This window comes from Streptomyces monashensis, assembly GCF_001866665.1.
Lineage (GTDB): Bacteria > Actinomycetota > Actinomycetes > Streptomycetales > Streptomycetaceae > Streptomyces > Streptomyces monashensis.
The window spans coordinates 136,915-157,707 of sequence record NZ_MLYO01000076.1 but is presented as its reverse complement, the minus strand read 5'-3'; the positions used below and the strand labels follow the sequence as shown (position 1 = coordinate 157,707).

Here is a 20,793-nt window from a genome sequence, read left to right as displayed (position 1 = left end):
GGCATGCGCAGCATGCTGTGGCGGGCCTCGCTCGCCGGGGCCCTGGTGTGCGGGATCGGGCTGCTGCCCTGGCTGACCCGTACCGATCCCGCGCTCACCGTCCTCAAGGCCCGCGCCCGGGACCGGGACCCCGACCCCGAGGTGCTCGCCGCCATCCGACATCAACTGCGCCTGGACGACGGGCCGTTGCTCCTGCTCGGGCGCTGGCTCGGCGGACTGGTGCGCGGGGACGCCGGGCGGTCCTGGCTCTCCGGCGCCGACGTCGGACCGGTCGTGCTCCGCGCGCTCGGCGCCTCCCTGCTGCTGATGGCCGTCGCCCTGGCCGTCGCGCTGTGCACCGCGGCCGTCGTCTGCGCCCGCACCCTGTACCGCGGCGGCCGGTCCGGCGGCGCCGGCTCCGCCATGCTCGCCACGCTCCCGGAGTTCCTCACCGCCTCCGTGCTCGCCACCGTCGTCGGCGTCCAGCTCGGCTGGCTGCCCGCCCTCGGCTGGTACGGGCCGCGCCACACCGTGCTGCCCGCCCTCGCCCTCGGCCTGCCCGTGGGCGCCGTCCTCGGCCGGCTCCTCGACGACCAGCTGCCCGGCGCCTTCGCCGAACCCTGGGTGCGGGCCGCCCGCGCGCGCGGACTGCCCGCCCGCTCGATCGCCCGGCAGGCGGTCCGGCGCGTCCTGCCCGGACTGCTGCCGGGCACCGCCCTCTTCGTCGTCGGCATGACCGGCGGCGCCGTCGCCGTCGAGCAGGTCTTCGACATCCCCGGCCTCGGCCGCACCACCCTCCAGGCGGCCCTCGCCCAGGACCTGCCCGTCCTCCAGACCGGCACCCTCTGCCTGGTGCTCCTCGCCGCGCTGGCCGCCGGCGCCGCCCGGCTCGGCGTACGCCTGGTCGTCGGACCCGCCCTCACGGACGGGGCCGTACCCGCGCTGCACCCGGCCGGCGCGCCCGCGCGGGCCACGACGCCGCTCCTCCTCGCCGCAGTACTGCTGGCCGTCCTCGCCGCCGGCCTGCCCCGCGACCCGCTCGCCCTCGACACCGCCGCCCGCCTCCAACCCCCCGGCGCCGCCCACCCGTTCGGCACCGACGCGCTCGGCCGCGACCTGCTCGCCCGCATCGCCCACGGTGCCCTCGACACCCTGCTGCTCGCCCTCGCGCTCAGCGTCGGCAGCCTGCTGGCCGGGCTGCTGCTCGGACTGCTGCCCCGGCTGTCCGGGCCGCTCGCCGACACCGTCAACGCCGTACCGCCGGTCCTCGCCGCGCTCCTCGTCACCGCCGTCGCGGGCGGCGGCCCGGCCACCCCCGCGCTCGCCGTCGCCGCCGTGGCCTGGGCCCCCCTCGCCACCCACACCTGCGCCCTCCTGCGCCAGGAGCGCGCCGCCCCGCACCTCACCGCCACCCGCGCCCTCGGCGCCGGCCGCTGGTACCTGCTGCGCCACGAACTCCTGCCCGCCGTCGTCCCGCCCGTCGCCCGGCACGCCCTGCTCCGGCTGCCCGGCACCGCCCTCGCCCTCGCCTCGCTCGGCTTCCTCGGCCTCGGCGCCCAGCCGCCGTCCCCCGAGTGGGGCCACCTCCTCGCCGAGAACCAGCCCTACGCCGAGCGCGCCCCCTGGACGGTCCTCGCCCCCGCCGCCGTCCTCGCCGTCCTCGGCGCGCTCGCCGTCACCTCGGCGGCGGCCGTACGACGCCCGGCGCGCGCCGCACCCCGGTGAGCGGGCGCACCGCCTACGAGCATCGCCGAACGACGCCTCCAGGCGCACCCGACTGAACACGACGCCCCCGCCCCATGTATCACCCGACCGTGGGAGACTGCCTCACCATGAGTGCGTCGCCGGTGGTGAGAGGTCTGCGTGCCGCGGTGTTCGCCGCGGTGTGCGTGCTGCTCGCCGCCGCCGGGCACGGACTCGCCATGGGGGCCATGCCGCCCCTGTGGGCCGACGCGGCCGGATTCGCCGCGGTGTTCACGCTCGGCTGGATCCTCGGCGCCCGCGAACGCTCCCTCACCGGCATCGGCACCACCACGCTGGCCACCCAGGCCGCCCTGCACACCGGCTTCGACACCGCCCACGGCAGCAGCGGACCCGAGGGGGCGCCGGGCCACGCCATGGCCCTCATGCACGGCGCCGCCATGGCCGACGCGGCACACGCCCACGCGACGGTGCCCGCGCACACCACCGCTCACGCCACCGCCGCCCATCTCCTCGCCGCGCTCGCCGCCGCCTGGTGGCTGCGGCGCGGCGAGGCCGCCCTGTGGTCGTTGCTGCGCCGCACCGCCGGCCTCGTCCCCGGCCTCGCCGCCTGGTGGCGTGACGCCCCGCTGCCCGCCCCGGCCCCGCACACCCCGTGCCTCCCGGCCGAGCCCGCCCCGCCGCGCCGTACCCCGCTGCGGCACGCGGTCAGCCGGCGCGGCCCCCCGATCCCGGTCCCGTACCCGATCCGACCCCTTCACCCACGTCACCCGTACGGAGACCGATCCATCATGTCCGCCACACGTCCGGCCCTGCGCCGCGCCGCGACCGTCGTCGCCGGTGCCGCCGCCACCGTGCTCCTCGCCGCCGGTGCCGCCTCCGCGCACGTCACCGTCCACCCCGACAGCTACGCCAAGGGCGCCACCGACGGCGTCCTCACCTTCCGCGTGCCCAACGAGGAGGACACCGCCTCCACCACCAAGGTGCAGGTCTTCCTGCCCACCGACCACCCCGTCCTCGGCGTCCTCGTCCACCCGCAGGACGGCTGGACCGCCAAGGTCACCACGGCCAAGCTGAAGACGCCGGTCAAGACCGACGACGGCACCATCACCGAGGCCGCCTCCGAGATCACCTTCACCGGCGGGCGGATCGGCGCCGGGCAGTACGAGGACTTCGATGTCGCCTTCGGCCAACTCCCCTCCGACACGGGACAGTTGGTCTTCAAGACACTCCAGACGTACTCCGACGGCAAGGTCGTCCGCTGGATCGAGGAGCCCACCGCCGGCAACGCCCCGGAGAACCCGGCGCCCGCGCTCAAGCTGACGGCCGGTGACACCGGTGCGGCCACCCCCGCCAAGAGCGCCGCCACCACCCGGGCCGCCGACTCCGCCGACTCCACGGCCCGCGGACTCGGCATCGCCGGACTGGTCGTCGGCGCCCTCGGCCTCGCCGCCGCGGCCTTCGCGCTCGTACGGAGCCGGCAGCCGCGCCGATAGCCGCGAGCAGGACGAAGGGCCCGGACCGGCGTTCCCGGTCCGGGCCCTTCGTCCACTCCGCCGTCGCTCAGCGCGCGGCCAGCTCCAGCTCCAGCACCGGGGCCTCGGCCGGCACCCGCAGCGGCGTACGCGAGGTACGCCACAGCCCGTGCACGTCGCGCCCGAAGGACCACACCAGGGAGCCCAGCGCCAGCAGGACGATCGCGAGGTTCGCCAGGTGCGGCAGCAGCTCGGCGCCCGCCACCAGGAGGGCGATGCCCTGCACCGCGGCCACCGTCTTGCGGGCGAAGGAGGGCGGCAGCGGGGCGTTCAGCCAGGGAGCGAGGCGCGCGGCCGCGACGAACGCGTACCGCATGCCGCCGATCAGCAGCACCCACGCGCCCAGTTGCGTCGAGACGTAGACGCTCAGCACCAGGATCAGGAACGCGTCGACCTCCATGTCGAAGCGCGCCCCGAGGGCCGTCGACGTCCCCGTGTGGCGGGCCACCTTGCCGTCGACGCCGTCCAGGAGCAGGGCGACGGCGGTCAGGCCGACCAGCACCGTCACCGGCGGCGAGCTCTCGAAGGAGTCCGCGACCAGCGCGGTCACCCCGCCCACCAGGGTCGCGCGGCCGAGCGTGACCCGGTTCGCCGGGCCGAAGGAGCGCAGGCGGGAGCGGTGCAGGGCGCGGGCCAGCACGGCCCAGGTGGCGAACGCGAACGCCAGCCCCGTCAGCCAGCCGGCCGGCCCCATGCCTATGGCCGTGCCGAGCAGGGCCAGCAGCAGGATCTGTACGCCCGCTCCCACAGCGGTCTCCTGCTGGAGCCTCGCGTCATACGTGTTGTTCAGGGCCACCGCACACCCTCCGGCCGAGTGACAGAGTCGATCAACGCCGCGTACTGTGCGCGGCCTGTGCACTTCTCGGTACGTGAACAACGTGCCCACTGTTCAGGAGGATGCCGATGAACCGCTCGGCCCGCGCGTTCTGGCTGCGCTCGCCCGGCCACGGAGAACTGCGCGACGTCACCCTCGCGGAGCCCGCCGAGGGCGAGGTCCTCGTACGCGCGCTGTACTCCGGAGTGAGCCGCGGCACCGAGACGCTGGTCTTCCGCGGCCAGGTGCCGCCCGGCCAACACGCCGTGATGCGGGCGCCGTTCCAGGAGGGCGACTTCCCGGGCCCGGTGAAGTACGGCTACCTCAGCGTCGGCACGGTCGAGCAGGGCCCGGCCGACCTGATCGGACGTACGGTCTTCTGCCTGTACCCGCACCAGAGCCGTTACGTCGTCCCGGTGAACGCCGTCACCGTCGTACCCGATTCCGTGCCCGCCGCACGGGCCGTGCTCGCCGGGACCGTCGAGACCGCCGTCAACGCCCTGTGGGACGCCTCGCCGCTGATCGGCGACCGGATCGCCGTGGTCGGCGGCGGCATGGTCGGCTGCTCGGTGGCCGCCCTGCTCGCCCGCTTCCCCGGCATCCGCCTCCAGCTCGTCGACGCCGACCCGGCCCGCGCGAAGACCGCCGAGGCCCTCGGCGTCGACTTCGCGACCCCCGACGGCGCCCTCGGCGACTGCGACCTCGTCGTCCACGCCAGCGCCAGCGAGGCCGGCCTCACCCGCGCCCTGGAACTCCTCGCACCCGACGGCACCGTCGTGGAGCTGAGCTGGTACGGCGACCGGCGCGTGAGCCTGCCGCTCGGCGAGGCCTTCCACTCCCGCCGGCTCACCGTGCGCAGCAGCCAGGTCGGCACGGTCTCCCCGGCCGCCCGCCCCGGCCGCGGTTACGCCGACCGGATGGCCCTCGCCCTCGACCTGCTCGCCGACCCGGCCCTGGACGCGCTCATCACGGGGGAGAGCGGGTTCGAGCAACTTCCCGACGTCATGCCGCGGCTCGCCACCGGCGACATCCCGGCCCTGTGCCACCGCATCCGGTACGCCGAGGCCGGTCTGACCTGAGAAAAGAGTGAGAGAGGGCTGAACACGGGGAAGCGAAGAGCCGTACTAGACGTCATCCCCGGGCAGGCACGGTCCGGGGGACCAGACGCGCCGCACCTGGAGGGTCGTCCGTTGTTCAGCATCACCGTCCGCGATCACATCATGATCGCCCACAGCTTCCGCGGCGAGGTGTTCGGACCCGCGCAGAAACTGCACGGCGCCACGTTCCTCGTGGACGCCACCTTCCGCCGCCAGCAGTTGGACCAGGACAACATCGTGGTCGACATCGGCCTCGCCACCCAGGAACTGCGCCTGATCACGGCCGAGCTGAACTACCGCAACCTCGACGACGAACCCGACTTCGCCGGCGTCAACACCTCCACCGAGTACCTCGCCAAGGTCATCGCCGACCGGCTCGCCGAACGCGTCCACAAGGGCAACCTCGGCGAAGGAGCCAAGGGGATCGCCGCCGTCTCCGTCACCCTCCACGAGTCGCACATCGCCTGGGCGAGTTACGAGCGTGCCCTGTGACCGACAGGACCGACATCACCGATACGGCCGGCATCACCGGTGCGGCCGTTCGGCGGGCGCGGCTCTCCTACGTGCCCGCGCAGCCCACCGCAGCCGAGCAGCACGCCGGAATCATCCCCATGTCCCTGCGCACCGTGCACTTCGTCATGCCGGCCGGCGTCGACGACCCGGCCGCGCCCAGCGGCGGCAACGCCTACGACCGCCGGCTCTGCCTCGACCTGCCCGGCTTCGGCTGGCAGGTCACCCGGCACATCGCCGCCGGCGCCTGGCCCCGCCCCGACCGCACCGCCCGCGAGGCACTCGCCCGCACCCTGCGGGAGCTGCCGGACGACGCGATCGTCCTGCTCGACGGACTCGTCGCCTGCGGCGTACCCGAGATCGTCACCCCGGAGTCCGGACGCCTGCGCCTCGCGGTGCTGGTGCATCTGCCGCTCGGCGACGAGACCGGCCGCGACCCGCGGGCCGCCGCCGACCTCGACGCCCGCGAACGAGCCGTGCTGCGCGCCGTACCCGCCGTCGTCGCCACCAGCGACTGGGCCGTGCGCCGGCTCGTCTCCCACCACGGCCTCGCCCCCGACCGGGTCCACGCCGCCCCGCCCGGCGCCGACATCGCGCCCCTCGCACCCGGCACCGACGGCGTCTCCCGGCTGCTGTGCGTCGCCGCGGTGACCCCGCGCAAGGGCCAGCACCGGCTCGTGGAGGCCCTCGCGGCGGTGCGCGACCTGCCGTGGACCTGCGAGTGCGTCGGCGGACTCGTCCACGACCCCGCCTACGTCGCACAGTTGCGGGAACTGATCGCCCGGCACGGCCTCACCGACCGGCTGCACCTGACCGGACCGCGCTCCGGCGCCGGCCTCGACGCCGCCTACGCCGCCGCCGACCTGATGGTCCTGACGTCGTACGCCGAGACCTACGGCATGGCGGTGACCGAGGCGCTCGCCCGTGGCATCCCGGTGCTCGCCACCGACGTCGGCGGCGTGCCCGAGGCGGTCGGCCGCGCCCCCGACGGCGGGGTGCCCGGCATCCTCGTCCCGCCGGAGGACCCCGGCGCGCTCGCCGCCGAACTGCGCGGCTGGTTCGGTGAGCCCGACGTACGCCGCCGGCTCAAGGCCGCGGCCCGCGCCCGGCGCGCCGCGCTCGACGGCTGGGCCGCCACCGCCCGCAGCCTGGCCGCGGTCCTCGGCCGCCTCCCCGAGACCCCGGGGAGGGCGGCATGACGGCACGCGACACCGTGACGGACGAGGCCGCCGCGGTCCCGGCCCAACCGGGGCCCAGGGGAACGCGGTTGCCGCGGGGGAGTGAGAGCGAGGTGGAGTCCGTGCCGCGCGGAGAGACCGACGGCGAGGCGTCCGGCGAGCCCCGTCCGACGACGGCCGGTGCGACGGTGGCAGGTACGGGCGCTGTCGACCTGGGGCCCGCGGCCGCCGCGGCCGACTCGGTGCCGTCGGTCGTCCCCGGCGCCGGTCCCGTCGGCCGTCCGGGCGAGCGGGCCACCGTACGGCTGCGGGACGACGAGCCCGACGAACCGCCCCGGTACGCGCCCGAGTGGCTGCACCTGCGGGAGAGCGCCGACGCGACCGCCCGTGCGCGGGACCTGCTGGACCCGCTGCGGATCGGGCTGGCGGACCTGCCCGGCCGCACCGGCGCCCTGGCCGTGCACGACCTCGGCTGCGGCACCGGCTCGATGGGCCGCTGGCTCGCACCCCGCCTCGACGGTGCCCAGCACTGGATCCTGCACGACCGCGACCCCTATCTGCTGCACTTCGCCGCCGTGGCCTCCCCGCGCTCCGCCGCCGACGGCAGCCGCGTCACCGTCGAGACCCGACGCGGGGACGTGGCCCGGCTGACCCCCGACGCGCTGAGCGGCGCCTCGCTGGTCACCGCCTCCGCACTGCTCGACGTCCTCACCCGCGAGGAGATCGTCGCCCTCGCCGACGCGTGCACCGGCGCCGGGTGCCCCGCGCTGCTGACGCTGTCCGTCGCCGGACGCGTCGAACTCACCCCGCACGACCCGCTGGACGCCGAGATCGCCGAGGCGTTCAACGCCCACCAGCGGCGCGCGGACCTGCTCGGCCCGGACGCGGTCACCGTGGCCCGCGAGGCGTTCGCCGCGCGCGGCGCGAGCGTCCGCGTGCACCCGAGCCCGTGGCACCTCGGACCCGAACAGGCCGCGCTGACCGAACAGTGGCTGCGCGGCTGGGTGGGTGCGGCCGTGGAGCAGCGCCCCGACCTCGCCGAGCTCGCGGCACGCTACCTGCGCGACCGGCTCGCCGCCTCGTCCGCCGGTGAGCTGCGGGTGGTCGTCCACCACAGCGACCTGCTGGCCCTGCCCCGCCCGACGGACGGCGCCTCATGACGGCGCGGGCGACCGCGTACCCCGCGGGCGCCGGACCGGCGGACGACGAGGCACCCGCCCCCGCTCCCGCCGCCACGCCCGCCGTCGGCTCGCGGCGCCTCGACGGCCGTGCGCTGCGCACGCACCTCGGGACCGCCGCCGGTGTCGTCATCCTCGGCGCGCTGCTGTGGCGGCTGGGCACCGGCGCGCTGCTCGACGGGCTGCGCCGGATCGATACCGGGGCCGTCCTCGCCGCCCTCGGTATCGGCGCGGTCACCACCGTACTGAGCGCCTGGCGCTGGCAGTTGGTGGCCCGGGGCCTGCGGATCCGGCTGCCCTTCGGGCCCGCCGTCGCCGACTACTACCGTGCGCTGTTCCTGAACGCGGCTCTGCCCGGCGGGATCCTGGGCGACGTGCACCGCGCGGTGCGGCACGGGCAGAGCGCCGGTGACCTGCGGCGCGGCGTGAAGGCAGTGGTGCTGGAGCGGGTGGCGGGACAGATCGCGCTGGCCGTGTTCGGCGCGGCGGCCCTGCTGGTCCTGCCCTCGCCGGTCCGCGACGACGTCCGCGCCGCCGCCCCGCTCGCCGCCCTGGCCGGCGCCGGCATCCTCGCCGTCGTCCTCGCCGTCCGCATGAACCGCGCCCCCGGCCGGCGCCGGACCGCGCTGCGCACGAGCCTCGACGAGGCCCGGCAGGGGCTGCTGTCCCGGCAGGCCGGGCCCGGGGTCGCGCTGTCCTCGGCCCTCGTCCTCGCCGGGCATCTGGCGATGTTCGTCGTCGCGGCCCGGGTCGCCGGCTCCGCCGCCTCCGTGGCCGTGCTGGTCCCGCTCGCCGTCCTGGCGCTCGTCGCCATGGGACTGCCGCTGAACATCGGCGGCTTCGGCCCCCGCGAGGGCGTCACCGCCTGGGCGTTCGGGGCCGCGGGGCTCGGCGCGGGCAGCGGGGTCGCCGTCGCCGTGGTGTACGGCGTGCTCAGCTTCGTGGCGAGCCTGCCCGGCGCCGTCGTCCTCGTCGCCCGCTGGTACGCCGGGCTGCGCGGCTATCCCCGTACGGTCGCCGCGTCCCCGCCGCCGTCGGACGCGGTGAACAGTGCGAACACCGCGGAGAAGGAATCCGCGAGGCTCGCCAGCAGTTCCTTCCCCTTTTCCGCCGACCCCAGGGAAGGACGGCCGATGACACCCGATTCGGTATAGGCGGACATTCCCACGGTGAGCAGACGACGACGGTCGTCGGCGAGGAAATCGGCGGACTCGTGACCAGGGCGGACGAATTCGGGATGAGCGTGCAGAAGAATCGAGGTCTCGATTTCCCCGGCGTGCATGTCGGAGAGCAGCGAGGTCTCCACCCCCGCCCGCTCCCGGGCCTTCTCCCAGTCCTCGGCGGCCGGGAACAGCGCCATCCGCTCACCGCGCGCGGACGCCTCCTGCACGACGTTGCCGAGGACGTAGTTGCCGCCGTGCCCGTTGACCACGACGAGCGTGCCGACCCCGCCGCGGCGCAGCGAATCCGCGATGTCCGCGACCACCGCGTGGAGGGTCACGGCGGAGATGCTGACGGTCCCCGGCCAGCCGGCGTGCTCGTGCGAGCAGGAAATCGTCACCGGAGGCAGGAGGTGCACCGGGTACGCGGCCGCGATCTCCCGCGCCACGGCACACGCGACCAGCGTGTCGGTCGCCAGCGGAAGGAAGGGCCCGTGCTGCTCGAAACTGCCGACGGGAAGGACGCCGACCTGTGCCGGGACGCCCGCCCCCCGCGCCCGTACGTCCTGCGTGGTGTCCGCCGGCAGCACGCCGTGCATCCCGCGCATCCCCGCATGTGCCGCCGCCCGCACGCCCGAACCACTCATCTTTTCACGGCCTTTCGTCTCGCTTGAGGAATCAGATCATGACAGAAAACACCGGCGTCGACATCGGCGTACTGGGCTCGAAGTCCGCAGGGCGGACGGACACGGAACGCGTCGTGAATGCGCCGCTGCCCACCGTGTACGGGAAATTCCAGGCGATCGGATACCTGGACCACGCCCGAGGCGAGGAACAAGTCGCCCTGGTGTACGGCGAGATCGGCACCGAGAACGTGCTGACCCGGCTGCACTCCGAATGCCTGACCGGGGACGCGTTCGGCTCGCGGCACTGCGAGTGCGGCGACCAGCTGGCCTCCGCGCTGCGCGCCGTCGTCGCCGAAGGCAGCGGTGTCGTCGTGTACTTGAGGGGGCACGAAGGCCGCGGCATCGGACTGCTCGCCAAACTGCGCGCGATGGCGCTCCAGGCCGAGGGCCTGGACACCGTGGAGGCCAACCTCGCGCTCGGCCTGCCCGTCGACGCCCGCGACTACCGCGTCGCCGCCGAGATCCTGCGCGACCTCGGCGTGCGCTCGGTCCGGCTGATGTCCAACAACCCGCGCAAGCGCGAGGCCCTCGTCCGGCACGGCATCCAGGTCGCCGAGCGGGTGCCGCTGCTGATCGAGCCGTGCGAGAGCAACATCACCTATCTGCGCACCAAACGGGAGCGGATGGACCACATCCTGCCGCACCTGGACGCCGTCGCCCACGGGTCCTGACGGCTCCTGCGGCCCGGCTGTCAGCCGGTCAGCGCCTCGCTCACCAGCCGCCGCAGCTGCGGGAACACCTTCAGCGTCCTCGGGCGCACCTGGGTCATGAACTGCACCGTCAGCTCGTGGGCCGGGTCCACCCAGAACACGGTCGTGGCCGCGCCCGTCCAGCCGTACGTACCGAGGCTGGACGGGGCCAGGGTGCGGGACGGGTCGACCACCACGGAGACGTTGAAACCGAAGCCCAGGCCGTCGTTGCCGGGCTCCCGGTGGACCGGGGCGCCGAAGGCGCGCAGGACGGCACCGCCGGGCAGCCGGTTGCCGGTCATCAGCGTGACGCTGTCCGCCGACAGCAGCCGCAGGCCGTCCAGTTCGCCGCCGCGGCGCAGCATCTCCATGAACCGGTGGAAGTCGTACGCCGAGGAGACCAGGCCGCCGCTGCCCGACAGGAACCGCGGCCGGCCGTGCACCGGCAGCCCCGCCACCGGCGCGATCCCGCCCTCGTCCGTCTCCCGGTACAGCCCGGCCAGCCGGGGCTCCTGCCCGGGCGCGAGATGGAACCCGGTGTCGGTCATGCCGAGCGGGCCGAGGACACGCTCGGCGAAGAACACGTCCAGCGGCCGCCCGGACACCACCTCGACCACCCGGCCCAGCACGTTCGAGGCGACCGAGTAGTTCCACTGCGTGCCAGGCTCGAACTGCAGCGGCATCCGCGCGTACACCTCGACCGTCTCGGCCAGATCGGCCCCCGGCGGCACCGAGTACTCCAGCCCCGAGTCGCGGTACAGGGCGTCGACCGGATGGTGGTGGTAGAAGCCGTAGGTCAACCCGGCGGTGTGGGTGAGCAGATGACGGATCCGGATCGGTCCGGCGGCCGGGCGGGTGGTGAGGCCGTCCCCCGAACCGCCGTCGTACACCCGGGGTTCGGCGAACGCGGGCAGATACCGCTCCAGCGGATCGTCCAGGCCCAGCCGGCCCTCCTCCACCAGCAGTAGCACGGCCACGGCGGTGACCGGCTTGGTCATCGAGTAGATCCGCCACAACGTGTCCGACTCCACCGGCAGTTCGCCCGCGACATCGCGCCGCCCGTACACCGTGAGGTGCGCGACGCGCCCGCCGCGGGCCAGGGCCAGCAGAAAGCCGGGCAGCCGCCCCGCGTCCACGTGCCCGGCGAGGTACCGCTCCAGCCGGTCCAGCCCCGCGGCGTCCAGCCCCGCCTCGCCCGGCTCGACTTCCTGCCCCAGCCCCGCCATCGCTCTCCTCCGCTCGCCGTCGTACGCGACCCCGCCCGACCACCCGGTCCGCGTCCGGTGCTCATCGTCGCGCAGAAACGGAGTGCCGGAGGTGATCTCCGGCGCCGGGTGTGACCGACGCGACGCCGTGGGCCCGGGACAGCGCGCAGGCCGGCAGCGCACCGAGCGCCGCGACGGCCGCGAGGACGAGCAGCGCCGGTTCGGTCCCGGCGCCCAGCAGCGCGCTCGCCGCGGCCACGCCCAGGGCGGGACCCACGTTCAGCGCCGTCTGCTGCAAGCCGCCCGCCACCCCGGCCACCGCCACCTCCGTCGCCGTCACGACGACGTGCGTGGCCGCCACCATCACGGTCCCGAACCCGGCGCCCAGCAGGGCGAAGCCGCAGCCGAACGCCGGCGCGGACGCGGCCTGCGACAGCACGAGGACCCCGAGCGCGAGCAGCGCCGCCGCCCCCGCCGTCGTACGGCGCGCACCGAGGCGGCGCAGCAGCACCGGGCACAGCGCGGCGGACGCCACCATCAGCACGGCCAGCGGCAGACTGCGCAGGGCGCTCTGCAACGGGTCGAGCCCGAGGCCGCGTTGGAGGACGTACGTGGCCACGAAGAGCGTGCCGAACAGCGACGCCGACACCGTGACCAGGACGCCGAGCGCGGCCGCGACCACCCGTGAGCCGACGACGCCCGGCGGCAGCAGCGGACTCGCCGTACGCCGCTCGTGCCGGACGAGGACGGCCGCGGCGGCCCCGGCGAGGGCGAGCCCCGGCCAGGAGACGGCCCCGGCGGTCAGCGCGTGCACCAGAGCGGCCAGCGCGACCGCGAGCAGCACCGCACCCGGTACGTCCAGCGCCGTCCCGGCACCGACGGCCGGGGTCCGCTCCGGGCGCAGCAGGGCCGGCAGGCCGAAGGCGAGCGCGGGCAGTGCGTTCACGAGGAACACCGCCCGCCAGCCCAGCCCCGTCACCAGCGCGCCGCCCACGACGGGTCCCGCTGCCGCCGCCAGCCCGATCGCCGCCGTCCGCACGGCGAGCGGCTTCGCCAGCAGCTGAGGCGGGAACGCCGCCCGCAGCATGCCCAGCGTGGCCGGCTGCAACAACGCACCGAACGCCCCCTGCACCGCCCGCAGCCCGATCACCCAGCCCACCCCGGGCGCGAGACCGATCCCCGTCGACGCCGCCCCGAAGCCCAGCAGGCCGAGCGCGAACACCCGCCGGTGCCCGTACCGGTCACCGAGCCGGCCCGCGAACACCAGCAGGCTCGCCACCGCGACGAGATACGCCGTACTGGACCACTGCACCTCGGCGAACGACGCGCCCAACTCCCTTTGCAGGCACGGCTGCGCGACCGTGAGGACCGTACCGTCCAGCGCCACGACCACCGCGCCCGCCACACTGCTCACCAGCGTCCACCGCCGGTTCACCGCCCGCCCTCCGGGCCCAGGTGCGCCGCCAGGGCCGCATCGAGCAACGGCCCGACGTCCTCGCTGTCCAGGGCGAGTTGAAGACTGCGCCAGCGCCACAGCTGGGCGATCCCGTGCAGGTTCGCCCACAGCGCCCCCGCCGCCCGCCGGGCGTCGGCCTCCGGCCGCACCTCGCCGACCAGCCCGGAGAGCAGCGCGAAGAGCGGAAGGCTCGTCTGCCGCAACCCCGAATGCCCGCTCTCCAGCAGATCATGACGGAACATCAGCTCGTACATTCCCGGGTTCTCCAGCGCGAACTCCAGATACGTCCGCGCCAGCGCGGCCACCTGTGCGCGGGGCCCGGCGCCGGCGCCGCTGCCGGGCGTGTGCCGCACGCGTTCGGCGAGGTCGGCGAAGCCCCGGCGGGCGATGGCGGACAGCAGTTCCAGGTGGGTGGGGAAGTGGCGGCGCGGCGCCCCGTGCGAGACGCCGGCGCGCCGTGCGATCTCCCGCAGGGTGAGCGCCGCCGGCCCCTCGGCGGCCAGCAGCTCCACCCCGACGTCGACCAGACGCTCCCGCAACCCGTTGTCGGAATCGGTCATGGACGGTGTCTACCAGGCGTGGGTAGACACTGTCTACTATCGGTGTCGTCCGTGGGAATGCGCGGCCCGCACCGCCGAGTTGACCGTGATATGACTCACGACACCACACAGGACGCCCTGCTCGACCTGCTCTCCTCGGGCCACGGCGGCACCCTGGTCACCCTCAAGCAGGACGGCCGCCCCCAGCTGTCCAACGTCAGCCACGCCTACGACCCCGACGAGCGGCTCATCCGGATCTCCGTCACGGACGACCGCGCCAAGACCCGCAACCTGCGCCGCGACCCCCGCGCCTCGTACCACGTCACCAGCGCCGACCGCTGGGCGTACACCGTCGCCGAGGGCACCGCCGAACTGACCCCGGTCGCCCGCGACCCGCACGACGACACGGTCGAGGAGCTGGTCCGCCTCTACCGCGACGTCCTCGGCGAACACCCCGACTGGGACGACTACCGTGCGGCGATGGTCCGCGACCGGCGCCTGGTCGTACGGCTGCGGGTGGAACGGGTGTACGGGATCCCGAAGAAGGAGTGAGCGGGGGTGACGGTCGCCGGTCCGCCGTCCTGGTGGCGGCAGTTATGACCGTGGTCATAGGCTGGGGCCGGCACGGAACGGAGGTCGGCGATGGGCGAGGAGCGGCCGGGGCCGCGGGAGCGGATGGTCGTCAGCGCGGTCGAGCTCATCCGGCGACACGGCGTGACCGCGACCGGAATGCGTGAGGTCGCCGTCCATGCCGGCGCGCCGCGCGGGTCCCTGCAGCACTACTTCCCGGGCGGCAAGGAACAGCTGGTCAATGAGGCGGTCGGCTGGGCCGGACGGTACGCGGGCGGGCGGATCGGCCGCTTCGTCGCGAGCCTGGACGAGCCGAGCCCGAGCGCCCTGTTCGCGGCGATGGTCGCGCAGTGGACCGACGAGTACGCGGCAGAGGGCTTCGCCGCGGGCTGCCCGGTCGCCGCGGCCGCCGCCGAGTGCGCCGCCGCCGGCGGCTCGGCCCGCGAGGCCGCGGCCGCCGCCTTCACGGCCTGGCGGACCCCGCTCGCCGAGGCCCTGGCCGGCATGGGCGTCCCCGCGGCCCGCGCCGCGTCCCTGGCCACGCTGATGATCAGCACCCTGGAGGGTGCGATCCTGCTGGCCCGCGCCGACCAGGACGTACGGCCGCTGACCTGGGCCGTACGGGAACTGGGCCCGCTGCTCGACGCCGCGGTGGCCCCGGCGCCCTGACCACGGTGGGCCTGAGCGGAAGGAACGTCATGGGGTGTGGTGGGCCGCTCATGGCTCCTCCTCCGTTCCGGGACCGTGCCCGGTCGGCGTTCCCTACGGATCCCAGCGTGCGCGCGGGACGGTCGCGCGGCCACCCGCCCCGGCGGGTGATTCCCGCCGGGGGCCGGACATGCCCGGCGGCCGCCGGGCGCGGTGCTTGTCCGGGCCTGCCCGCCGCACTAGCCTCCCCCGCGTGATCAACGGTGCACATGTGGTGCTCTACAGCCGGGACCCGGAGGCCGACCGGGCCTTTCTGCGCGGGACCCTCTGCTGGAACTACGTCGACGCGGGCAGCGGATGGCTCATCTTCAAGGCGCCGCCCACCGAGGTGGCCTGCCACCCCACCGACGGCACCCCCTCGCACGAGCTGATGCTGACGTGCGACGACCTGGACGAGACCCGGCGCCAACTCGCCGAGCGGGGAGCGGAGTTCAGCCGCCCGGTGGAGGAGGCCCGCTGGGGCCGGGTGACCGCGGTCCGCCTGCCGGGCGGCGGCGAGATCGCCCTGTACGAGCCCCACCACCCGCGCCCCTAGTGCGCATCCGGGGTGTGCCGCGCGGGCGGCTCCCGATCAGGCCGTGATCCGCTCCGCCTGCGCCGTCCGCCGCCCGCTCCTCCGCTCGCCGAGCAGTTCCGCCGGGACGGCGTGCGTCTCGCGGGCGCTGAGCGCGGCGACGACCGGAGGGACGCACAGCGCGGCCGTGAACAGGGCCACCGCCCCCCAGTCGGCGCCGCCCGGACCGGCGATCTCGGCCGCGAAGGTGACCGCGAACCCGGCCACCGCGAAGCCGGTCTGGGTGCCGATCGCCACGCCGGACAGCCGGACCCGGGTCGCGAACATCTCGCCGTAGAAGGCGGGCCACACGCCGTTCGCCGCGCTGTAGAGCACGCCGAAGGAGACGATGCCGAGGGCCAGGGTCAGCGGGTAGGAGCCGGTGGAGACCGCCCACAGATACCCGGCCATGGACACCGCGCTGCCGACCGCGCCGATCAGGAACACCGGCCTGCGCCCGATCCGGTCCGACAGGGTCGCCCACAGCGGGATCGCGCCGAGGGCGACCAGGTTGGCGAGGGCGCCCACCCACAGCATCGAGGTACGGGACATGCCGACCGCGTCGCTGGTGGCGTAGGCCAGCGCCCACACCGTGAAGATCGTGCTGACGGAGGCGATCAGCGAGCCCGCGATCACGCGCAGCACGTCCGTCCCGTGTTCGCGCAGCAGCACCGCCAGCGGCAGCTTCGCCACGCCCTCGGTGGCGGCCTGCCGGGTGAAGGCGGGCGTCTCACGCAGCCGGCGCCGGATGACGTAGCCGGCGACGGCGACCGCCACGCTCAGCCAGAACGGCACCCGCCAGCCCCAGGAGAGCAGCTGGTTCTCGGGGAGCTGCGCCACCGCGATGAAGACGAGCGTGGCGATGAGCTGGCCGCCCTGGGTGCCGCTGAGCGTGAAGCTGGTGAAGAACCCGCGCCGGTGCTCCGGCGCGTGTTCCAGGCTCATGGAGCTGGCGCCGGCCTGCTCGCCGGCCGCCGATATGCCCTGCAGGACACGGCAGAGCACGAGCAGCACGGGGGCGAGGGAGCCGGCCTGGGCGCGGGTGGGCAGACAGCCGATCAGGAACGTCGACAGACCCATCAGAACCAGTGTGAACACCATGATCTTCTTGCGGCCGAGCCGGTCGCCGACGTGTCCGAGGACCAGCGCGCCGAGCGGCCGGGCGGCGTAGGCGACGCCGAAGGTGGCGAGCGAGAGCAGGGTGGCGGTGGCCGGATCGGAGGCGTCGAAGAACACCTTCGGGAAGACCAGGGCGGCGGCGCTGCCGTAGGCGAAGAAGTCGTAGTACTCCAGCGCGCTGCCGATCCAGGCGGCCGTCGCCGCCTTCCAGGGCTGGCCGGCAGGGGCGTTGGGGGCGGGCGCGGGGACGGACTCGGACACGGCGGTGCTCCTTCGGGGGAACGTCACCCTGTGGAAGAGGGGAGTCGGGCGGCGAGGGGAGCGGGCGAGGGCCGGATCACGGCGGCTAATTAACCCACTGGATAGTTAGTCGTGGTGGATGGGATGTTGCGCCGCTGTTTCCCGTGTGTCAAGAGACCGTGCACGAGCCTTTGCGCGCGGACGTCGCCGCGGACGTCGTGCCGACGTCGCGCGGAGGCCACGCGGGCGTGTGCGGGCAGTCAGTCGTCCGCCCGCTCCGCCGTCAGGTACGCGATCACCATGTCGCCGAGCATGGTGCGGTAGTGCTCGCGCCGGCCCGGGTCCGCCAGGTCGCGGCCGAACAGGGCGCCGAACGTGTGCCTGTTGGCGACCCGGAAGAAGCAGAACGAGCTGATCACCGCGTGCAGGTCGACCGCGTCCACGTCGGCCGTGAACAGCCCGGACTCCTGTCCGGCGGTGAGGATCCGGCGGATCACGTCCAGCGCCGGGGACCCGATCCGTGCGAGCTTCTCGGAGGCCGCGATGTGCTCGGCGCCGTGGATGTTCTCGATGCTGACCAGGCGGATGAAGTCCGGGTGCTGCTCGTGGTGGTCGAGGGTCAGCTCGGCGAGGCGCCGGATCGCCGCGACCGGGTCCAGGTGCTCGACGTCCAGGCGCTGCTCGGCCTCCCGGATCACGCCGTACGCCCGCTCCAGCACGGCCGTGAACAGCTGCTGCTTGCCGCCGAAGTAGTAGTAGATCATCCGCTTGGTGGTGCGGGTGCGGGCCGCTATCTCGTCGACGCGGGCGCCGTCGTAGCCGGCCCGCGCGAACTCCTGCGTGGCCACGTCGAGGATCTCGGCCCGGGTGCGGGCGGCGTCGCGCAGCTTCCCGCCGGGGTGCAGGGGTTCTTCGACGCTGGTCATCGGGTTCCTTCGGGGCCGGGGACACCGGGGCGGAGCACTCGTCGGTGGTGCCGGTGATTGTAGAAGCAGGGCCCCGGACGCCGCCGGGGGCTTCCCCGGGACTCCCGCCGCTGATATAGCTAACGTACTGGTTCGTACATTAGCGTCGCCTCGGGAGGTCCGCGTGGCCAAGGACTCGTATCTCGTCGGGCTGGTCGGGGCCGGCATAGGCCCCTCGCTCAGCCCCGCCCTGCACCAGCGGGAGGCGGACCGGCAGGGCCTGCGCCTCCTCTACCGGCTTCTCGACATCGACGTCCTCGGTGTCGCCCCGGAGGCCGTCGGCGACCTGGTCCGGGCCGCCCGCGACCTCGGCTTCGACGGGCTCAACATCACCCACCCCTGCAAGCAGCTCGTCCTCGGTCACCTGGACGCGCTCGACCCGCGCGCCGAGGCGCTCGGCGCGGTCAACACCGTCGTCTTCGGCGCCGACGGCCGGGCCGTCGGTCACAACACCGACGTCACCGGCTTCGCCGCGTCCTTCGCGCGCGGCCTGCCGGACGCCCCTCTGGAGCGGGTCGTCCAGCTCGGCGCGGGGGGCGCGGGCGCGGCGGTGGCGCACGCCGTGCTGACCCTGGGCGCGGGGCGGGTGACGGTCGTCGACGCGCTGCCCGGCCGCGCGGCCGGGCTCGCCGAGTCGCTCGTACGGCACTTCGGCCCCGGCCGGGCGCAGGCGGCGGCCGCCGATCAGCTGCCCGTGCTGCTGGCGGAGGCCGACGGTGCGGGGGGACTCGTCCACGCGACCCCTACGGGTATGGCCGCCCATCCCGGACTGCCGCTGCCCGCCGAGCTGTTGCGGGCCGGATCGTGGGTGGCCGAGGTGGTGTACCGGCCGCTGGAGACCGAGTTGGTGCGGGTCGCGCGGGAGCGCGGCTGTGCCGTGCTGCCCGGGGGCGGGATGGCCGTGTTCCAGGCCGCGGACGCGTTTCGGCTGTTCACGGGGGTGGAGCCGGACAGCGGGCGCATGCTGGGCGACCTCGCGGAGCTGGCGGGGGCTGAGCGTTCGGGGAGTCTGGCCGGATGACCGGGGACGGCTTCGTCGCGGTTGACCGTGCCCACGCGGCGGAGCCGCACGCCGGCACGGCCCGCGCCCCGTACGGGGCGCTGCGCACCTCCATCGCCACCGTCTCCCTCAGCGGCTCCCTCACCGAGAAGCTCACCGCCGCCGCGCGGGCCGGGTTCGACGGGGTGGAGATCTTCGAGAACGACCTGCTCGCCAGCCCGCTCCCGCCCGAGGAGATCCGCGCCCGGTGCGCCGATCTCGGGCTGCGGATCGACCTGTACCAGCCGATGCGGGACATCGAGGCCGTTCCGGAGAAGGTCCACGCCGGAAACCTGAAGCGTGCCCGGCACAAGTTCGAGCTGATGCGGCGGCTCGGTGCCGACACCGTGCTCGTGTGCTCCAGCGTCAGCCCGCTCGCCGTGGACGACGACGCACTCGCCACCGCACAGCTGGCCCGACTCGCCGACCTCGCCCAGGAGTTCGGGATCCGGGTGGCGTACGAGGCACTGGCCTGGGGGCGGCATGTGAACACGTACGACCACGCGTGGCGCATCGTCGAGGCGGCCGGACACCCCGCGCTCGGCACCTGCCTGGACAGCTTCCACATCCTCTCCCGCGGTTCGGACCCCCGCGGCATCGCGGACATACCCGGCGACAGGATCTTCTTCCTCCAGCTCGCCGACGCGCCGCTGCCGGCCATGGACGTCCTCCAGTGGAGCCGCCATCACCGCTGCTTCCCCGGCCAGGGCGGCCTCGACGTCGCGGGACTGCTGCGGCACGTCCTCGACGCCGGCTACCGGGGGCCGTTGTCGCTGGAGGTGTTCAACGACGTCCACCGGCAGGCCGATGCCGGTGCCACCGCCGTGGACGCCCACCGGTCCCTGCTGCTGCTCCAGGAGGCCGTCGGCGCCGCCGAGCTGCCGCCGCGGGTCGTCCCCACGGGGATCGCCTTCGCCGAACTCCTCACCGCGGACGCCGAACCGGTCACCGCCCTGCTGGCCGCCCTCGGCTTCGCCCGCACCGCCCGGCACCGCGGCAAACCCGTCGACCTGTGGGAGCACGGTGCGGCCCGCATCCTCGTCAACACCGGCGCCGACCGCCGTGACGGCACCCGGCTCGCCGCGATCGGGCTCGCGTCTCCCGACCCCGCCGGCGCCGCCCGCCGCGCCGAGGCCCTGCACGCCCCCGTCCTGCCCTGCCGCCGCGCCCCCGAGGACGCCCCGCTGGACGCGGTCGCCGCACCCGACGGCACGGAGCTGTTCTTCCTCGCCGACGAGACCTCCGACCCGTCCCGGCTCCCGCGCTGGCGAGGCGACTTCGCCGCACTGCCGGACGCCCCCGGGCCCGCCGGCGCCACCCGCATCGACCACCTCGCCCTCACCCAGCCCTGGCACCGCTACGACGCGGCGACGCTCTTCCACCGCAGCGTCCTCGGGCTGGACGCCCGCGAGAGCATCGACCTCGCCGACCCCTACGGGCTGCGCCGCAGCAGGGCCGTCGCGAGCGCCGACGGCGGTGTCCGTATCGCGCTCACCGTCGGCGCGGCGCCCGCCGACGGGACGGTGCACGCCGCGCACATCGCACTGGCCACCGACGACGTGGTGGCCGCCGCCCGCGCCCTGCGCGCGGCCGGCGGCCGGCTGCTGCCGGTCCCGGACAACTACTACGACGACCTCGCCGCCCGATTCGCCTTCGCCGAGGGTGAGTTGGAGACGTACCACGAGCTCGGCATCCTCTACGACCGCGACGCGGGCGGCGCCTTCCGGCACTGCTACACCGAGACGGTCGGCCGGGTCTTCTTCGAACTCGTCCAGCGCGATCCCGGCCACCAGGGGTACGGTGCCGTCAACGCGCCGGTGCGGCTCGCGGCTCAGCACACGGGACGGCTCTTGCGTTGAACTGACCGGCCTC

19 protein-coding genes and 1 pseudogene are annotated in these 20,793 nt (G+C 74.8%); 13 read left to right on the top strand and 7 right to left on the bottom strand.

Annotated features, from left to right (window positions below; all coding sequences use genetic code 11):
• Nucleotides 1-3: 3 nt before the first annotated feature.
• Both BIV23_RS38105 and BIV23_RS38100 read left to right on the top strand, forming a co-directional pair.
• Entirely contained in the window at nt 4-1,704 is a 1,701-nt protein-coding gene (locus BIV23_RS38105; RefSeq protein ID WP_071385558.1) for an ABC transporter permease subunit, read from the top strand.
• Nucleotides 1,705-2,471: 767 nt separating this feature from the next.
• Entirely contained in the window at nt 2,472-3,176 is a 705-nt protein-coding gene (locus tag BIV23_RS38100) for a YcnI family copper-binding membrane protein (RefSeq protein WP_071385578.1), read from the top strand.
• A gap of 67 nt (nt 3,177-3,243) precedes the next feature.
• On the opposite strand, the gene BIV23_RS38095 is transcribed toward BIV23_RS38100, so the two are convergent.
• Nucleotides 3,244-4,011, bottom strand: coding sequence for a CDP-alcohol phosphatidyltransferase family protein (locus BIV23_RS38095; RefSeq protein WP_071385557.1), 768 nt, complete (start codon nt 4,009-4,011; stop codon nt 3,244-3,246).
• 107 nt (nt 4,012-4,118) lie between these two features.
• Between BIV23_RS38095 and BIV23_RS38090 the strand changes: the two genes are divergently transcribed.
• From BIV23_RS38090 to BIV23_RS52695, 5 genes are all read left to right on the top strand, one after another.
• Nucleotides 4,119-5,108, top strand: a complete 990-nt coding sequence (locus BIV23_RS38090; protein WP_071385556.1) for a zinc-dependent alcohol dehydrogenase — start codon at nt 4,119-4,121, stop codon at nt 5,106-5,108.
• Between the two features lie 111 nt (nt 5,109-5,219).
• Nucleotides 5,220-5,618: a 6-pyruvoyl trahydropterin synthase family protein gene (locus tag BIV23_RS38085; RefSeq protein WP_071385555.1), complete on the top strand. Its 399-nt coding sequence runs from the start codon at nt 5,220-5,222 to the stop codon at nt 5,616-5,618.
• Between the two features lie 14 nt (nt 5,619-5,632).
• On the top strand, nt 5,633-6,835 hold the full coding sequence (locus BIV23_RS38080; protein ID WP_425443568.1) for a glycosyltransferase family 4 protein: 1,203 nt from the start codon (nt 5,633-5,635) through the stop codon (nt 6,833-6,835).
• Nucleotides 6,832-7,974, top strand: a complete 1,143-nt coding sequence (locus BIV23_RS38075) for a class I SAM-dependent methyltransferase (RefSeq protein ID WP_245790837.1) — start codon at nt 6,832-6,834, stop codon at nt 7,972-7,974. The genes BIV23_RS38080 and BIV23_RS38075 overlap by 4 nt, the downstream gene beginning before the upstream one ends.
• A complete protein-coding gene (locus BIV23_RS52695) occupies nt 7,971-9,146 on the top strand; it encodes a lysylphosphatidylglycerol synthase transmembrane domain-containing protein (protein WP_071385554.1) in 1,176 nt (391 codons plus the stop codon). Before BIV23_RS38075 ends, BIV23_RS52695 begins: the two co-directional genes overlap by 4 nt.
• On the opposite strand, the pseudogene BIV23_RS47555 reads toward BIV23_RS52695, so the two are convergent.
• Nucleotides 9,032-9,799, bottom strand: a pseudogene (locus tag BIV23_RS47555) (creatininase family protein); the annotation flags it as partial. The gene BIV23_RS52695 and the pseudogene BIV23_RS47555 sit on opposite strands and share 115 nt — an antisense overlap.
• 38 nt (nt 9,800-9,837) lie before the next feature.
• On the opposite strand from BIV23_RS47555, the gene ribA reads away from it, so the two are divergent.
• Complete coding sequence (gene ribA / locus BIV23_RS38065) at nt 9,838-10,509, top strand: GTP cyclohydrolase II (protein WP_071385553.1); 672 nt, start codon at nt 9,838-9,840, stop codon at nt 10,507-10,509.
• A gap of 20 nt (nt 10,510-10,529) precedes the next feature.
• On the opposite strand, the gene BIV23_RS38060 is transcribed toward ribA, so the two are convergent.
• The 3 genes from BIV23_RS38060 to BIV23_RS38050 all read right to left on the bottom strand — a co-directional run bounded on the left by BIV23_RS38060 (nt 10,530) and on the right by BIV23_RS38050 (nt 13,748).
• On the bottom strand, nt 10,530-11,753 hold the full coding sequence (locus tag BIV23_RS38060) for a serine hydrolase domain-containing protein (RefSeq protein ID WP_071385552.1): 1,224 nt from the start codon (nt 11,751-11,753) through the stop codon (nt 10,530-10,532).
• A gap of 61 nt (nt 11,754-11,814) precedes the next feature.
• The gene (locus tag BIV23_RS38055) at nt 11,815-13,167 is read right to left on the bottom strand and encodes an MFS transporter (RefSeq protein WP_071385551.1); all 1,353 of its coding nucleotides are present in this window, start codon (nt 13,165-13,167) and stop codon (nt 11,815-11,817) included.
• Entirely contained in the window at nt 13,164-13,748 is a 585-nt protein-coding gene (locus tag BIV23_RS38050; protein WP_071385550.1) for a TetR/AcrR family transcriptional regulator, read from the bottom strand. The genes BIV23_RS38055 and BIV23_RS38050 overlap by 4 nt, the downstream gene beginning before the upstream one ends.
• A gap of 90 nt (nt 13,749-13,838) precedes the next feature.
• Here BIV23_RS38050 and BIV23_RS38045 point away from each other — a divergent pair, with 90 nt between their 5' ends.
• The 3 genes from BIV23_RS38045 to BIV23_RS38035 all read left to right on the top strand — a co-directional run bounded on the left by BIV23_RS38045 (nt 13,839) and on the right by BIV23_RS38035 (nt 15,540).
• Entirely contained in the window at nt 13,839-14,279 is a 441-nt protein-coding gene (locus BIV23_RS38045) for a PPOX class F420-dependent oxidoreductase (RefSeq protein ID WP_071385549.1), read from the top strand.
• Nucleotides 14,280-14,369: 90 nt separating this feature from the next.
• A complete protein-coding gene (locus BIV23_RS38040; protein ID WP_071385548.1) occupies nt 14,370-14,966 on the top strand; it encodes a TetR/AcrR family transcriptional regulator in 597 nt (198 codons plus the stop codon).
• A 232-nt stretch (nt 14,967-15,198) separates the two neighbouring features.
• Complete coding sequence (locus BIV23_RS38035; protein ID WP_071385547.1) at nt 15,199-15,540, top strand: VOC family protein; 342 nt, start codon at nt 15,199-15,201, stop codon at nt 15,538-15,540.
• 36 nt (nt 15,541-15,576) lie between these two features.
• Here BIV23_RS38035 and BIV23_RS38030 read toward each other — a convergent pair whose 3' ends face one another.
• Together BIV23_RS38030 and BIV23_RS38025 are read right to left on the bottom strand one after the other, a co-directional pair.
• Complete coding sequence (locus BIV23_RS38030) at nt 15,577-16,938, bottom strand: MFS transporter (RefSeq protein WP_071385546.1); 1,362 nt, start codon at nt 16,936-16,938, stop codon at nt 15,577-15,579.
• Nucleotides 16,939-17,177: 239 nt separating this feature from the next.
• Entirely contained in the window at nt 17,178-17,843 is a 666-nt protein-coding gene (locus BIV23_RS38025; RefSeq protein ID WP_071385545.1) for a TetR/AcrR family transcriptional regulator, read from the bottom strand.
• 163 nt (nt 17,844-18,006) lie between these two features.
• On the opposite strand from BIV23_RS38025, the gene BIV23_RS38020 reads away from it, so the two are divergent.
• Together BIV23_RS38020 and BIV23_RS38015 are read left to right on the top strand one after the other, a co-directional pair.
• A complete protein-coding gene (locus tag BIV23_RS38020; RefSeq protein ID WP_071385544.1) occupies nt 18,007-18,903 on the top strand; it encodes a shikimate dehydrogenase in 897 nt (298 codons plus the stop codon).
• 80 nt (nt 18,904-18,983) lie between these two features.
• The gene (locus BIV23_RS38015; RefSeq protein WP_071385575.1) at nt 18,984-20,780 is read left to right on the top strand and encodes a bifunctional sugar phosphate isomerase/epimerase/4-hydroxyphenylpyruvate dioxygenase family protein; all 1,797 of its coding nucleotides are present in this window, start codon (nt 18,984-18,986) and stop codon (nt 20,778-20,780) included.
• The last annotated feature ends 13 nt before the right edge of the window (nt 20,781-20,793 follow it).